The 15436-nt window shown below is 63.1% G+C and carries 12 protein-coding genes and 1 tRNA gene; 7 read left to right on the top strand and 6 right to left on the bottom strand.

The features are described from left to right. The first annotated feature begins 125 nt into the window (after positions 1-125). Positions 126-199, top strand: a tRNA-Met gene (locus ACT3TS_RS13970). An 81-nt stretch (positions 200-280) separates the two neighbouring features. On the opposite strand, the gene ACT3TS_RS13965 is transcribed toward ACT3TS_RS13970, so the two are convergent. The 3 genes from ACT3TS_RS13965 to ACT3TS_RS13955 all read right to left on the bottom strand — a co-directional run bounded on the left by ACT3TS_RS13965 (position 281) and on the right by ACT3TS_RS13955 (position 5476). Further along, positions 281-2104: an SLC13 family permease gene (locus ACT3TS_RS13965; RefSeq protein WP_444532118.1), complete on the bottom strand. Its 1824-nt coding sequence runs from the start codon at positions 2102-2104 to the stop codon at positions 281-283. Positions 2105-2228: 124 nt separating this feature from the next. Beyond that, positions 2229-3722, bottom strand: a complete 1494-nt coding sequence (locus ACT3TS_RS13960; protein ID WP_444532117.1) for a leucyl aminopeptidase family protein — start codon at positions 3720-3722, stop codon at positions 2229-2231. 59 nt (positions 3723-3781) lie between these two features. After that, positions 3782-5476 carry an AbgT family transporter gene (locus ACT3TS_RS13955; RefSeq protein WP_444532116.1) on the bottom strand — a complete coding sequence of 565 codons (1695 nt, stop codon included), beginning with the start codon at positions 5474-5476 and terminating at the stop codon, positions 3782-3784. 303 nt (positions 5477-5779) lie between these two features. Here ACT3TS_RS13955 and ACT3TS_RS13950 point away from each other — a divergent pair, with 303 nt between their 5' ends. After that, complete coding sequence (locus tag ACT3TS_RS13950) at positions 5780-6157, top strand: hypothetical protein (RefSeq protein ID WP_444532115.1); 378 nt, start codon at positions 5780-5782, stop codon at positions 6155-6157. Positions 6158-6211: 54 nt separating this feature from the next. After that, the gene (gene cls, locus ACT3TS_RS13945; RefSeq protein ID WP_444532114.1) at positions 6212-7666 is read left to right on the top strand and encodes a cardiolipin synthase; all 1455 of its coding nucleotides are present in this window, start codon (positions 6212-6214) and stop codon (positions 7664-7666) included. Between the two features lie 234 nt (positions 7667-7900). Here cls and ACT3TS_RS13940 read toward each other — a convergent pair whose 3' ends face one another. The 3 genes from ACT3TS_RS13940 to ACT3TS_RS13930 form a co-directional block, all read right to left on the bottom strand. Continuing rightward, positions 7901-9025 (bottom strand): AI-2E family transporter, encoded by a 1125-nt coding sequence (locus tag ACT3TS_RS13940; protein ID WP_444532113.1) that lies wholly within the window; start codon positions 9023-9025, stop codon positions 7901-7903. Between the two features lie 95 nt (positions 9026-9120). Further along, complete coding sequence (locus ACT3TS_RS13935; protein WP_444532112.1) at positions 9121-9831, bottom strand: TetR/AcrR family transcriptional regulator; 711 nt, start codon at positions 9829-9831, stop codon at positions 9121-9123. Beyond that, positions 9828-10691 (bottom strand): enoyl-CoA hydratase-related protein, encoded by an 864-nt coding sequence (locus ACT3TS_RS13930; RefSeq protein ID WP_444532111.1) that lies wholly within the window; start codon positions 10689-10691, stop codon positions 9828-9830. Before ACT3TS_RS13930 ends, ACT3TS_RS13935 begins: the two co-directional genes overlap by 4 nt. A gap of 78 nt (positions 10692-10769) precedes the next feature. Here ACT3TS_RS13930 and ACT3TS_RS13925 point away from each other — a divergent pair, with 78 nt between their 5' ends. From ACT3TS_RS13925 to ACT3TS_RS13910, 4 genes are all read left to right on the top strand, one after another. Further along, positions 10770-10931, top strand: coding sequence for a hypothetical protein (locus tag ACT3TS_RS13925; RefSeq protein ID WP_444532110.1), 162 nt, complete (start codon positions 10770-10772; stop codon positions 10929-10931). Positions 10932-11115: 184 nt separating this feature from the next. After that, on the top strand, positions 11116-12351 hold the full coding sequence (locus ACT3TS_RS13920; RefSeq protein ID WP_444532109.1) for an acetyl-CoA C-acetyltransferase: 1236 nt from the start codon (positions 11116-11118) through the stop codon (positions 12349-12351). A 4-nt stretch (positions 12352-12355) separates the two neighbouring features. Further along, complete coding sequence (locus ACT3TS_RS13915) at positions 12356-14536, top strand: 3-hydroxyacyl-CoA dehydrogenase NAD-binding domain-containing protein (protein ID WP_444532108.1); 2181 nt, start codon at positions 12356-12358, stop codon at positions 14534-14536. Further along, positions 14536-15423 carry a crotonase/enoyl-CoA hydratase family protein gene (locus ACT3TS_RS13910; RefSeq protein ID WP_444532107.1) on the top strand — a complete coding sequence of 296 codons (888 nt, stop codon included), beginning with the start codon at positions 14536-14538 and terminating at the stop codon, positions 15421-15423. The genes ACT3TS_RS13915 and ACT3TS_RS13910 overlap by 1 nt, the downstream gene beginning before the upstream one ends. Positions 15424-15436 lie beyond the last annotated feature (13 nt).

Here is a 15436-nt window from a genome sequence, read left to right as displayed (position 1 = left end):
GGCCCTTTGCCGTTCTTGGAGTGCAGGTGCCGGGAATGGGCTGCAGGCCTCAACGGCAGGGAGATGAACGTCACGTGCCCATAGTTTTGCCTGTGGGTGAATGGACGGTAAAGTAATAAACACATCGCGGGGTGGAGCAGTTCGGTAGCTCGCCGGGCTCATAACCCGGAGGTCACAGGTTCAAATCCTGTCCCCGCAACAATAAAGAAAAGTCCCCGGTCTTCGGACCGGGGACTTTTCTGCATCCCCGGAAACTTCGTCATAACAGCAATGCGGGGAGCTAGAACGGCCAGAAGACCGGGACCAGGAACACCGCCACCACAAGGTAAAGAGCCATGATGATGGCGCCGAACTTCCAGTAGTCGCCGAACTTGTAGCCGGCCGGGCGCATGATCATCATGTTGGCCGGGGTGGCGATGGGCGTCAGGAGCGCCGCGGCGGAGGCCACGCTGACACACATGAGCACCGTGAGGGGAGACAGGCCGGCCTCCGTGGCGACCGAAAGGGCGATGGGGATGATGATCAGCGCGGTGGCCGTGTTGCTGATGAGCTGCCCGAGCACTGCCGTGACAAGGAAGATGCCGATCAGCAGCAGGTAGGGGCTGCCGCCGCCCGTCAGCGTGACAATGCCGTCGGCCAGCACCGTGGCGGTGCCTGTCTTGGTGATGGCGGCCGAGAGCGGGATCATCCCGGCGACCAGGATCAGGGTCTGCCAGGCCATGGACCGGTGTGCCTGGCCGATCGTGACGACCCGGCTCAGCACCATGGCCATGGCGGCCAGCAGGGCCGCGACAGCCGCCGGAACGATGTTGGTGGTCATCATGATGACCATGGCGGCCAGAATCACCAGTGCCGGGATGGCTCCGGGGCCCAGGGGGACTGTTTGGCGGCGGATGGCGTCCGGGGAATCGACGAGAAGGACGTTTTGGTCTTGGGTGTGTTTGTCGAGAGCCGCCCAACTGCCCTGCAGCAACAACGTGTCGCCAGACCTGACGGCATTGGCCCCTGTGGCAGGCGCGTAGCCGGCCGTGGCCTGTCCGGCCCGCTGGTGCGCCAGCACCACCAGGGACCCGCTCTCCGTGATCATGCCGGGGTAAACATCGGTGCCGATCAAGTTTGACCGGGGGGACACAAGGACCTCCGCCACACCGAAGGACTTGCTGACAAGTCCGCAGGCGACGCCACGCCCTTCGGAGGCCTCGACCGACAGGTCGTGTTCGAGGGCGAAGTCTGAAATGTCCGTGGTTGTTCCCCGGACCACCAGGTAATTGCCTGCCTCAAGGTTGACCTGTGTCAGTGGTTTCCCCTCCGAATCCTGCACACTGATCAGGTGCACGTCTCCAAGGGTTGCCGGCAGCACTCCCTCGATCGACTGCCCAGCATGGGTGCTTCCTGCCGGAATGCGGAGCCTGATCAGTTCGTGTTCCTCCGGCCAGTAGTGGCTCAGGATGACGCGCGGATGATCGCTAAGATCCTTGGGTGTTGCCTCCGGCACCCGTTGAGGCAGCAGCTTCGGCCCCAGATAAATCGCAATGACAATGGTGCCAATGAGCAACGGCAGCCCCACCAGGGCAAACTCGAAGAAGCCGATGCCGTCCCCGGTGGCATCAATGGCCGCCTCAAAAATCAAGATGTTCACAGGTGAACCGGTCAGCACCAGGAGGGATCCGGCATGGGCGGCAAAAGCCATGGGCATGAGCAGCTGGCCAGGTTCCCGGCCGAGGCGCACTGCCAGCACCACCACCATGGGCAGCAATGCTGCCACGGCGCCGTTGACGCTGATAATGGCGGTAAGTAACGCGGTGAACAGCATGATCAAGGCGATCAGGCGGGACCGGCTGTCGCCAGCAAAGCGCACCAGCAGACCGCCCATCCAGGTAGTGATGCCTGCGGCATCCATGGCCTCCGCGACGACGAAGAGCGCTGCGATGAGGATGACTGTCTGGGAGCCAAAACCTGCGAAGGTGTCGTTGACATTGATGATCCCGGTGGCAAAGAGGAGCAGGGCCACGCCGATTGCCGCTATCTCAACAGGGATCTTGTTCCACACAAAAATGGCGACGGTTGCGGCCAAGATCAGGATCATCAGCGTGGGTTCGGTCATGTCCAAATGCCCATGTTCGATCTCAAGCGCGACGGTGGTTGCTGACTGTCACAAAGACGTCCTTGAGGGCCTCGTTGTGTCCGGCTCATTGTGCGTTTTCCGTGATGGCGAAGCGATCCATGGGTTAGTTGGCGGCGGGTGACTGGAATCCGAGGGCCAGTTCAACCAGCAGCCGGGTGCCGAAGGCTGTGGGCCCGCGCGGGATCCACCTGCCCGCCGCCGGGGCCTGCGCGGTGCCGGCGATATCGATGTGGGCCCAGGGCGTTCCTGCCACAAATTCCTGCAGGAACAGCCCGGCGGTGATCGATCCGGCGTTCACGCCGCCAATGTTCTTGAGGTCGGCAATGTCCGAGTCGAGGTCGGCGCGCAAACGCGGCGGCAGCGGCAGCCGCCACACCGGCTCGTCCGTGGCCGATGCCGCCGCCTCCACCTGTGTGAGGATGCCTTCGTTGTTGCCCATGAGACCAGCGATTTCCGTGCCAAAGGTGCGCAAGCAGGCACCCGTCAGCGTCGCAATGTCGACAATGGCCTCCGCGCCCGCCTCCACTGCCAGGACAAGTGCGTCGGACATGACAAGGCGGCCTTCGGCGTCGGTATTGAGCACCTCGACGGTCTTTCCGCCACGGGTCACCAGCACATCACCCAGTTGCATGGCCGAACCTGACGGCATGTTGTCCGTGCACATGAGGTATGCCGTGACCTCGGCGGGGCAGCCGAGGGCGGTCAGGGTTGTCATCGCCCCGAGGATGTCGGCCGCACCGGTCATGTCATTTTTCATCTGGGAGTGAGACAAATCCCCGGGCTTGAGGCTGATGCCGCCGGAGTCGTACATGATGCCCTTGCCCACGAGTGCCAGGTGCCCTGTGGAAGTACCGTTTGGCCGGTAGCGCATCACGATCATGCGGGGTGGCTCCACCGAACCCTTGTTCACGCCCAGCAGCCCTCCGCAGCCAAGCTCCACGAGCGCTTGCTTGTCGAAGACCTCAACGTCAAAGCCGAATTCCGCACCGAGGGACGCCGCCACATCCGCCATGCGGGTTGCCGTGAGCATCCCCGCAGGGGACGTGGCCAGATCGCGCGCCAGCATGGTTGCGCGTGCCGTGACCCGGCCACGGTCGGCACCGGACTGTGCGTCGGCCTCATGCGCGCTGTCGACGACGAGCACAAGTTCCTCGACCGGAACGCTGGCCGCCGGTGTGGTCCGCAGATCAAAGTGGTAGCGTGCCAGCAGCACCCCCTCGACGACGGCGGCGGCAGCAGCGGCCACATCGAGATTCGGCACGGGCGCCAGGAGCACCGCCAGACGCCGGGCGTGGACCGTTGCACCGGCAAAGGCCGCTGCGGCATCACGAATCCCGGCGGCTGTCAGGGCGCCGGGCTCGCCGATTCCGGTGGCAACGACGGTGACCGGGTTCTTGGGAAGCGTGAGGACGGCACCGATCTTGGCGCTGAATCCTGCACGGGAGAGGGTGTCGGCGTCGACGCCGAGCGCCTCGTGGACGGATCCGTTGACCAGCACCGGCACACAGATGGCATCGACATCCGGTGTTCCCTTGGTGACCACTTGGACGGCAAATGGTGCCGAGTGGGAAGGAATGACGCTGGCTGTGGTGTTCATGGTGGCAAGCCTTTCAAAGGTTTCGTGAAATACGGGTCGCAGGGCAGGGGATACGCGGTTCACATGTTTACGGGTGCGCCGGGACCCCACGGGATGCCCAACAGGAACCAGGCTGCGAAAAGTGCGATCCAGGCGACCAGGATCCACAGGGTGTACGGGATCATCAGGGCGATGACCGTGCCGATGCCGGCGTCCTTCTTGTAGCGCTGGGCAATCGTGACGATGAAGGGCAGATAGACCATCAAGGGAGTGAGTACGTTCATGGGAGAGTCGCCCACCCGGTAGGCGGCCAGCAGTGTTTGGGGCGCGACGTCGAGCGAGGCAAAGATTGGGAGGAAAATCGGGGCGAAGATGGCCCATTTTGGTACGAGGCCGGGAAGGATGATGTCCAGCAGGAAGATCACCAGGATGAATGCGATCAGCAACAGCACTGCCGGAATGCTGGCCTGCTCCAGCAGCTGGGCTGCTTCGACGGCGGCAATCGTGGGCAGGTTGGTCCAGTTGAACAGCGCGATGAACTGGGCGATCATCAAGAACATGATGAGCAGTCCGCCCAGGCTGGCAAACGTCTTTGAAATCGCCCCGACCACCTCGTCGCCGCCACGCAGGGTCTTGGCCCCAAGTCCATAAAAGATGCCGCAGATTAAAAATGCCAGCGAGATGATGAAGATCAGGCTGGCCATGAACGGCGTTGCCCCGATCAACTGCCCCGTTTCCGTGTCACGGAGGGGTGCACCGGGCGGCAACGATAGTGCCAGGATGACGACGGCGACGCCGAGGAAGGACCAGAGGGCGAACTTGAGCCCACGGGACTCGGCTGCCTCATCAACGTCTTCTTCCGAGTTTGCCGCCAGGGGGTCGGACATCTCGTACTTGCCCAACCGCGGCTCCACAATTTTAACGGTGACCAGAACGGCCACCAGCGTCAGGACCACCGAGCAGACAATGCTGAAGTAAAAGTTGGCGGTGACGGAGAGCGGCGCCGCGCCAATGTTGCCGAGGGCTTCATTGGTGATCTCGGTCATCATGGAATCGGATGGGGTGATCAAGAGGTTGACACCGAAAATGGCACCGACGCCAGCGAAAGCCGCTGCCATGCCGGCCAGCGGATGTCTGCCAACCGACAGGAATGCCGCAGCGGACAACGGGATCAAGATCAGGTAGCCCGCGTCCGAGGCTACTGAGGACAGCACGCCGACAAATATCAGGATGAATGCGAGGGACCAGCGCGGGGCCACGTTCACGATCTTTCGGATCAACGCTGCCATGAGGCCCGCATGCTCGGCGACGCCAACTCCGGCCATGGCGACAAGTACAACCGCAACGACGCTGAACGCCGCAAAGTTGTCAACGAATGAGGAGAAGAACACCTGCAGGCCGTCAGCCGAGAGCAGATTGTGGACGGCGAAGGTTTGTTCGCTGACTGTGTATTCCGGAAGCGTGACCGCCATGCCGGTTGACGTGTCAAAGGGCACGAGCGTGCCGCCGAGAGCGTCATTGAGATGCTGGAGCTGTTCAGTGGGGACCGGGGTCAAGACAGTGTCGGTGACCTTGACGTTTGCCCAGGAAAGAATGGCAGACAGGACCGCGACGAGCGCTATCAGGTACACAAACATGATGGTCGGGTTTGGAATCCTGTTTCCCAAACGTTCAATTGAATTTAGAAACCGACCCGATTCATTGCCTTGGCCGGCACTTTTTGGTTTTGCCTTGTTGCTTGGTTTTGCCGTGTTACTTGCCCCATCTGATGACACGGGTGACTCCTGACAATGTTGAAAGCGCCGTTGGAACGGGCGGCACTCACTGGATTTTGCCCGTTTAATGCTCAGCATAAGAGCACGACAAACCAATTACAAGGGAATTTGCAGAATTTGCAACCAGGGTATCGCTATCGGAGTTCCGCGACTCACCTCCTGCTGACGGATTGTTACGCCGCCACAGCATTGTGCTGTGTATGATTGCGACACGGGGTCCGCGGTGGCCTTAGTGAATTCAGCGCACGGGCGCAACTATCGCTTCGTGCGCGATAAAAATATGAACATCTTATTGGGGTTGCCATGAACTTTTTCGAAACACTCTGGTCCATCATTATTTTTTGTCTGTTCCTTTCCTATTTGATCCTGCTATTCCAGATTCTTGTTGACATTCTCCGTGATGCATCAATTTCCGGATGGTTAAAGGCGGTTTGGGTCTTCTTCCTCCTCGTGGCCCCGGTCATCACCGCGCTGGTCTACATCATTGTGCGCGGCGGGAGCATGTCCGAGCGCCATGTGCGGGCAGCAAGCACCGCCCAGCAGGAAACGGAGCAGTACCTGCGTCGAGTCGCCGGCACCCAGAGCCCCGCCGACCAGATCGCCTCCGCCAAGGCCCTCCTTGAGGCCGGCACCATCACCGATGCAGAGTACGGGCAGCTCAAGGCCAAGGCACTGGCCTAGTGCACCCGGGACCACGCCGGTCACCGGTCCAGGCGTACCAACGGGGTTCTGCCGTTGTCTGACTCGGAAATCGTTGCCTGGATCCTGCTGGCAGTGCATGTGATCCTTGGTGCCATTGCCGTCGCCTACATTTCGGCGCGGCGCCGCCCGGCCACCGCGATCGCCTGGATGCTGACGATCATCTTTGTCCCCTATGTGGGACTTGTGGCGTTCATGCTGGTGGGCTTTTCGCGGCTGCCCAAGTACCGGCGGGACAAGCAAAAATTTGTCAACGAGCTCATCCTGGAACGCACCGAGGGCCTTGACCAGCTCAGCCACCGGGAAGACTGGCCCCGGGGCCTGGCCGGGCTCGTCACGCTCAACAGCACCCTTGGCGCCCTGCCCATGGTGGGAGGCAACGACGTCGACCTTCTCCCGGACTACCACGGCTCCATTGCGGCGATGGCGGCGGAGATCGACCGGGCCCGGACGTACGTGCACGTGGAGTTTTACATCCTGGTGCACGACGACGTCACGCGGCCTTTCTTCGATGCGCTGGCCCGGGCGGTGGCCAGGGGAGTGACGGTGCGGGTGCTCTCGGACCACCTGGCCTCGATGATGAATCCGGGCCGCAGGGAAACCCTGGCCAAGCTGGCGGAGATCGGCGCGGAATACCACGCCATGCTGCCGCTGCGTCCGTGGCGGGGGCACTGGCAGCGCATCGACCTGCGGAACCACCGCAAGCTACTGGTGGTCGACGGGCAGGTGGGGTTCACCGGCTCGCAAAACCTGGTGCACGAAAGCTACAACAAGAAAAAGAATATTGCCCGCGGGCTGCGCTGGCACGAACTGATGCTGCGGATCCACGGTCCGGCCGTCAGGGAACTCGACGCCGTTTTCGCCACCGACTGGTTCAGCGAGACCGACGAACTGCTGGTGCTTGACACCTCGCCCGTCGTCCTGGATCCGGCCCAGCATCTGGTCGATGCACAGGTGGTGCCCAGCGGTCCCAGCTTTGAAAATGACAACAACTTGAAGCTCTTCGTGGCCATGATCCACCAGGCCACCGATCGGGTCAGCATCACCAGCCCGTACTTTGTGCCCGAGGATTCAATTCTGCTGGCCATCATCACGGCTGCGGGGCGCGGGTTGTCCGTCGAGCTGTTTGTCTCGGAGATCGGCGACCAGGCCATGGTTTACCACGCCCAGCGCTCTTATTATCAGGCGCTGCTGCGGGCCGGCGTGAAGATCTACCTGTACAAGGCGCCCGAGGTGCTGCACGCCAAGCACTTCAGCATTGATTCCGACGTTGCCGTGATCGGCTCCTCGAACATGGATGTGCGGTCGTTCTCGCTGAACATGGAGATCTCGGTGCTGATCCACAGTGAAACGTTCGTGCAGGAACTGCGGGGCATTGAAGACGAATACCGGGCCAACAGCCGTGAGCTGGAATTGGCCGACTGGGTCAAGCGCCCCCTGTGGGAGAAGTTCTGGGACAGCGCGGCAAGGCTGACCTCCAACCTCCAATAGCCCGCCCCCACACCAACGCCCCCACACCAATGCACCCACATCTACGCAAAACGCTCCTGCAGATAACGGTGTGTTTTGGTGGACGCTCCTTCACTTGCGGGGCATATTCAGGCGACGCTCGGTCCCCTCTGCACGAGGCGCGACGTTGACGGGTGCAAGCCGGGCCTGTCCACGCAAGGTGACGTCCCGCCGTCGTGCCTGGAATTGCAGTTTCAGGCGACACTGGCACAGGTGTCAGGGTTTGGACCGCTTGGCAGCCTTGGTTTCCTCACGCTGGGCAGCCAGCATCGACTTGGATTCGCCGATGTCGCCAATGAAGGGACGCAGCCAGGCTGATTGCGGGTGGGAGTCCACGAGCAACGCCCGGGCAAAGAGCGAGAGCGGCACGGCCATCAAGGCGCCCAACGGACCCAGCAGCGCCGACCAGAAGATCACGGAGAGGAACGTCAGCGTCATGTTCAGGTTGACCGAGCCGGAGACAAACTTGGGCTGGATGATGGACTGGATCAAGGAGTTGATGACGCCGTAAAAGGCCACGACGGCGATGAATGACGGCAGGCCGCCGGCCAGCAGGGCCATGATGGCGGCCGGTACGAGGCTGATCCAAAAGCCGATGAACGGGATGAAGCCGCAGACAAACGCCAGCAGCGCCCACAGCCCGGCGCCCGGAACGCCCAGCGCCAGCAGCAGGATCAGGTTGAGCACCGCAACGATGGCGCCGAAGACAGTGGTCATGATCATGAATGAGCGCGACAGCCTGGCGAAGTTCGAGAGCGCCTCGACGACCGGCGCCCGCTTCTCCTGCACGACGGCAAGGATCGTGGGGAAGTAGGTGGCGTCGATGCCCATGAACATGACGAGCAGCAACAAAAAGATGGTGCCCGAGCCGACATTCATGGCGCTGCCCAACAGGTTGTAGGCCGTGTCAAACAAGACCCTGAGGTCAATGGAATTCACGATCGAGCGCACCTGGTCGTCCCCGATGCCCAGGGTGTCGTGGAGGAAGGTCCGCAGGTTGTCGCCGACTTCGGCGATCTGAGGCGCAAATTGCGGCAACAGTTGGGTCAGTTGCACGGCTGAGACCCACAGTGAGGCGATCAATGCCCCGATCATGGCGTAAACAGCCAAAATGGTGGAAATGGTGGCCAGCACGGCCGGGACGCCGCGGGCGATGAGCCGTTGCTTGAGCGGATACATGCAAATGGTCAGGATGAGCGCCAGGAATACCGGGCCCACAATCGAGGAAATCCGGCTCAGGCCAAAGAGCACTATGACTGCCGCCGCCAAGCTGATCAAAACCTTGGTGCCGGAGGAGTCTTCGCCAGGTCCGGGTGCCGTGGTGCCGTTTGCTGCGCTCATGTGCTGTCCGTTTCAGTGCTGCCGCCCCAATGCCCCACTGGCATTGAGATGATCTTATCTGTCGGCGGCGTGCAGGTGGTGATGCCGCGTCGGCATTAGATGGCGGGGACGGCCTTTTCCACTATGACCGTCAAGGTGTTGGCCAGCAGCGCGTGCACCTGCGGACGGGTCAGGGTCTTGCGCAGCAGCCATTCGCGCGCACCGCTGCGGACCAGTTGCGCGTAGACCCGAAACATCGCCTCGATCTGTTCCCGGTCAGCCGTCCGTCCGGACAGCCCGCAAGCCTCAATGAGCAGCTCGATGGAGTCATTCTCGGCTGCAATCAGGATTTTTTCCAGGTCCGGATCCCGCCCCATGCTGCCGCCGCCAAAGCTCAACCAAGAGCTGCCGGACTGCTCCAAGGTGTCCAAAAACCAGGCCACCGCCAGGTCGATCCGCTCCTCCGCCGTTCCGTCCGGCAGCGCCGCAACCGCCACCTCCGACACCGTGGAACTGACCTTGATGACCTCAAGGTACAGCTCGCGCTTGTTGCCAAAATAATGGTTGATCAGACCGCGCGCCACCCCGGCAGCAGCTGCAATGTCGGTGGCTGAGACGTCCTCATAGGCCCGCTCATTGAACAGCTTTTGCGCGCACACAAAAATCTGCTGGCGCCGCTCGTCCGGGTTCAGCCGCCTCCTGCGCGGCTCGGCCGCTGCCGGGGCGCCGGCCATTTGGGTTCCTGGCGCAGCGGGAAGTTCGACGCCGGACACCCCCTCCGGCGCGGCGCCGGCGGCCGGGCGCGGGGCTGGGTTGGGTGTGGTCACGGCGTTGCCCCTGGTTCCAGCCAGGGCAGCCAGGCCGGCAGGCCGCCCGGCACGCTCAGCGGGAAGTGCGGCGGCCGCTTTTCAAGGAATGAACTCACACCTTCCGCGGCGTCGCTGTGTGAGTCAAGTCCGGCAATCAGCCGGGAGTCCAGGGCGTGGACGGGGATGGGGGAGTCAAGGCCGCTGAGCCTGTTCAGCATCTGCTTGATTACGGCTGTGGAGACCTCGGAGGTGTTGGCAATGATGTCCCGGGCCATGGCGTAGGCGGCGTCAAGCACCTCGGCGGGGTCATGCAGGGAGGTGACGAGTCCGGCGTCGAGCGCCTCCTGGGCGCCAAAAAGCCTGCCGGTCAGCATCCAGTCGGTGGCCCGGGAAACACCGACCAGGCGGGGCAGGTACCAGGTGGAGCCGCCCTCCGGGAAGATGCCGCGGCGGCTGAAGGGGAACGAGAAGCGGGAATCGTGCGAGGCCAGACGGAAATCGCAGGAGAGCGTGATGGTCACGCCGCCGCCCACTGAAACCCCGCGGAGGGCCGCAATGACGGGTTTGTTCATGCCAAAGATGGTTTTTGAACAACGCCCGGCCGGTTCCTGCCAGTCACTGCCGGCATCGGTTGTGGTGACGTCAAAGCCACCGCCGCTCAGGTCCGCGCCAACCGAGAAGTCCTTGCCGACGCAGGTGAAGACCACGACCTGGACGTCGGGATCGGCGTCGGCCGCCGTGAAGGCATGCTCGAGCTCGTGGGCCATCGTGAGCGTGTAGCCGTTGCGGGCCTCCGGACGGTTCAAGGCGACCGTCGCGATGCGGTCGGAAACGCCGTACGTGATGGCCGAATAGGGACTGGAAATCTCAGCGGTCATGGTCATCGCTTTCAAGGCGGAAGTGCACACTTGCATCAACTATTGACACGGTGTCAATAGTCCTGCACTATTGGCGGTATGTCAACAACTCGGGTTTCCTCCGCTTGGATCGATGAAGATCTGCGCGATGTCTCGTCCCTGCTCAATGACGTCGTCGTCAAGGAGGCTGCCCCGCTCGGGGAGAAGTTTCGCGCCCAGGGCCAAATACTGGATCACCGACAGGGCAGCCGACGTCGTTGACAGCTGCCGGCAGCTAATTGGCGGCTGCGGCTGCTGTCTGGAATTCCGCATCGCCCGCTCGCTCCAGCCGGAAGGGCAGCCCGACAAACCACCCCGAGAAAAGCAGCAAGCAAGCAACAACCAGTTCTGCCAACCGTCCCGCCCGCAGCTGCGCGGCAGGGATGACAATGGAAGGAAAGCTCACGTGAGCGGACAAGCAAGCGAACAAGCATTACCGGAAGCATTTGTCTACGACGCCATCCGCACCCCGCGCGGCCGCGGCAAAAAGGGGTCCCTGCACGGCACCAAGCCAATCGACTTGGTGGTTGGACTCATCAACGCCTTGCGCGAACGGAACCCGGGCCTGGACGAAACGCTCATCGACGACTTGATTCTCGGCGTCGTTTCACCTGTGGGCGACCAAGGCGCCGTCATTGCCCGCACGGCCGTCATCGCTGCGGGCCTGCCGGACACCGTGGGCGGCGTGCAGCTCAACCGTTTTTGCGCCTCGGGCCTTGAAGCCGTCAACACGGCCGCCCAAAAAGTGCGCTCGGGCTGGGACCAGCTCATCATCGCCGGCGGCGTGGAGTCCATGTCCCGCGTCCCCATTGGATCCGACGGCGGCGCCTGGGCCATGGACCCGGCCACCAACTACGACTCCTACTTTGTCCCGCAGGGCATTGGCGCCGATTTGATCGCCACGATGGAGGGCTTCAGCCGGGTCGACGTCGATGCCTACGCCGTGCGCTCGCAACAGCTTGCCGCCAAGGCCTGGGCGGAGGGCCGCTTCGCCAAGTCAGTCATCCCCGTCAAGGACCAGAACGGCTTGGTGGTCCTTGACCGTGACGAGCACATGCGCCCCGGGTCCACACCGGAATCGCAGGCCGGCTTGCGCCCGGCGTTTGCCACCATGGGCGAGGCCGGCGGCTTTGACGCGGTCGCGCTGCAGAAGTTCCATGCCGTGGAAAAGATTGACCATGTCCACACCGCAGCCAACTCCTCTGGAATTGTCGACGGCGCCGCCCTGGTTTTGGTGGGCAGCGCCGAGGTTGGCGAGCGGCTTGGGCTGAAGCCGCGGGCCAGGATAGTGGCCACCGCCACCTCTGGTGCCGACCCGACCATCATGCTGACGGGACCCACCCCGGCCACCAAAAAGCTGCTGAAAACTGCGGGACTGGACGTGGCGGACATTGACCTGTTCGAGATCAACGAGGCCTTCGCCTCCGTGGTCCTGAAGTACCAAAAGGACCTGGGCATTCCCGACGAGAAGCTCAACGTCAACGGCGGGGCCATCGCCATGGGCCACCCGCTCGGGGCCACCGGCGCCATGATCCTTGGCACCGTGCTGGACGAACTGGAACGCACCGACCAGCGCCGGGCCGTGGTGACCCTGTGCATCGGCGGCGGCATGGGCGTGGCAACTTTGATCGAGAGGGTCTAGAACCATGAGTGAGGCAACCATGAACTACACAAACACCATCCGATGGGAGCAGGACGCCGACGGCATCGTCATCCTGACCATGGACGACCCGAACCAGTCGGCCAACACCATGAACGACGATTACAGCGCCTCCATGCAAACCGCCGTGGACCGTCTCGTGGCAGAGAAGGAGAGCATTGCCGGCGTCGTGCTTGCCTCAGCCAAGAAGACGTTCTTTGCCGGCGGCGACCTCAAGGACCTGGTTGCCGCAACCCCCGCGGATGCAGAAAAGATCTTTGCGCTGGGCCAGAAAATCAAGGCCCAGCTGCGCACACTGGAAACCCTCGGCAAGCCGGTGGTCGCGGCCATCAACGGTGCAGCCCTGGGCGGCGGGCTGGAAATTGCCCTCGCCGCCCACCACCGCATCGCCGCCGACACGAAGGGATCGGTCATTGGCCTGCCCGAGGTCACGCTCGGCCTGCTGCCCGGCGGTGGCGGCATTGTCCGCACGGTGCGCCTCATGGGCATCGCCGACGCCACCATGAAGGTGTTGCTGCAGGGCCAAAAGTACAAGCCGCGCAAGGCCCGGGACATCGGTCTTGTCCACGAGGTTGTTGACACGGTGGAGGAGCTCATCCCGGCGGCCAAGGCCTGGATCGCAGCGAACCCGGAGGCGGTGCAGCCCTGGGATGTGCCCAAGTACCGGATCCCCGGCGGCACCCCCACCACCCCCGCGTTTGCCGCCAACCTGCCGGCGTTCCCGGCCAATCTGCGCAAGCAGCTCAAGGGCGCAAACTACCCGGCACCACGGGCCATCCTGGCCGCCGCCGTCGAAAGCACCCAGGTGGATTTTGACACGGCGCTGGAGCTTGAGTCACGCTACTTCGTTGAAGTGGTGACCGGGCAGGTGTCCACGAACATGATCAAGGCGTTCTTCTTCGACATGGGCCACATCAGTGCCGGCGGCAGCCGCCCGGACGGCTTCGAGAAGTACACCGCCAAAAAGGTGGCCGTCCTCGGCGCCGGGATGATGGGAGCAGGCATCGCGTATGTCTGTGCCCGCGGCGGCATGGACGTCGTGCTCAAGGACGTCTCCCTCGAGGCCGCCGAACGCGGCAAGAGCTATTCCAAAACGCTGACCGACAAGGCGGTGGCCCGCGGCCAGTCCACGCAGGAGCAGGCCGACGCGCTGCTGGCGAAGATCAGCCCCACCACCGACGCTGCCGATATGGCCGGCTGCGACCTCGTCATCGAGGCGGTGTTTGAAAACGTCGAGGTGAAGCACAAGGCGTTCGCTGAAATTCAGCACATCGTCGGCGACGATACGGTGTTGGGCTCCAACACCTCAACCCTGCCCATCACCGCTCTGGCAGAAGGCGTGGACAAGCAGGAGAACTTCATCGGCCTGCATTTCTTTTCCCCCGTGGACAAGATGCCGCTGCTGGAAATCATCGCCGGCAAAAACACCTCGGACGCCACCCTGGCCAAGGCCTTCGACATCGCCGTGCAGATCCGCAAGACCCCGATTGTGGTCAACGACAGCCGCGGCTTCTTCACCAGCCGCGTGATCGGCACGTTCATGAACGAGGCCGTTGCCATGCTCGGAGAGGGGATCGCCGCCCCGTCCATCGAGCAGGCCGGGCTGCAGGCCGGCTACCCCGCGGCTCCGCTGCAGCTGGCCGACGAGTTGAACCTGACCCTCATGTCCAAGATCCAAAAGGAGACAAAGGCAGGACTGGAAGTCGAAAGGGGGGCACAAAAGTACCAGGACCACGCCGCGTACGACATCATCGAGCGGATGATTGAGGAGTTCTCCCGGAAGGGCAAACTCGCGGGCGCCGGCTTCTACAACTACGCCGACGGGCACCGCACCGGGCTGTGGGAGGGCCTGGCGGAAAATTACGGCGGCACCACCACCATCCCCTTCGAGGACATGAAGGAGCGCATGCTCTTCGCCGAATCACTTGAAACCGTCAAGTGTCTCGATGAGGGCGTGCTGCGCAGCACCGAGGACGCCAACATCGGCTCCATCCTGGGCATCGGCTTCCCGGCCTGGACCGGCGGTGTGCTGCAGTACATGAACGGGTACGACGGCGGCCTGGCAGGTTTTGTGGCCCGCGCCCGTGAGCTGGCGGCCCAGTACGGCGAACACTTCCTGCCCCCGGCCTCGCTGGTGGCCAAGGCTGCGGACGGGGAGACCTACTGATGGAGATCCCCGCGTCCCAGCCGGCCCCTGCGTCCGGCGCAGGAAACGCCTTCACCCAAAGCTGGACTGCCTTCACGGTGGCGCAGGCTCCCACTCCGGGGGTCGCCGTCGTGCATCTGATTGGTCCGGGGCGCGGGAACATGATGGGGCTGGCCTTTTGGGCCGAACTGCCCCAGGTTTTTGCCGCCTTGGATGCAGATCCGAAGGTCCGGGCCGTGGTGCTCGCCGGCAGCGGAAAGCATTTCAGCACCGGGCTGGATGTGCAGGAGGTGTTGGGGTCCTGGCTGAAACGGTTGGGGCCCGGCGACCCCGCGCAGGCGGCCCAACGTACCGAACTGCTGGGGATCATCCGGAGCCTGCAGGACGCCATCAGTGCGGTGGCGGCGTGCCGGAAACCCGTCATTGCCGCCGTCCACGGCTGGTGCATCGGCGGAGGTGTGGACCTGATCAGCGCCGCCGACGTGCGCCTGGCCAGTGCGGATGCCCAATTCAGCATCCGGGAGGCCCGGCTGGCGATCGTGGCCGACGTCGGCGGTTTGCAGCGGCTGCGCGGCGTCATCGGCGAAGGGCATTTGCGCGAGCTGGCGTTGACGGCCAAGGACGTGCCGGCGGAACGGGCGGAGCGGATCGGTCTCGTCAACGACGTGTACGCGGACCAGGAAACACTGATGGCCGCGGCACTTGAGATGGCGGGGGAGATTGCCGCCAATTCGCCGCTGGCCGTTGCCGGGACGAAAGCCGTGCTGAACGAGGACCGCGAGGAAACCATTGCGCGCGGGCTGCGTCATGTGGCGCTGTGGAACACCTCGTTCCTGCACAGCGAAGACTTGTTGGAAGCCGTGGCGGCCATGGGGGAGCGGCGGCCGGCCGTGTTTACCGGCAAGTAGCAGCAAAAACAAG

The sequence above is a fragment of the Specibacter sp. AOP5-B1-6 genome, assembly GCF_052376555.1.
Classification (GTDB): domain Bacteria; phylum Actinomycetota; class Actinomycetes; order Actinomycetales; family Micrococcaceae; genus Specibacter.
This window is presented reverse-complemented; position numbering and strand designations above follow the sequence as displayed.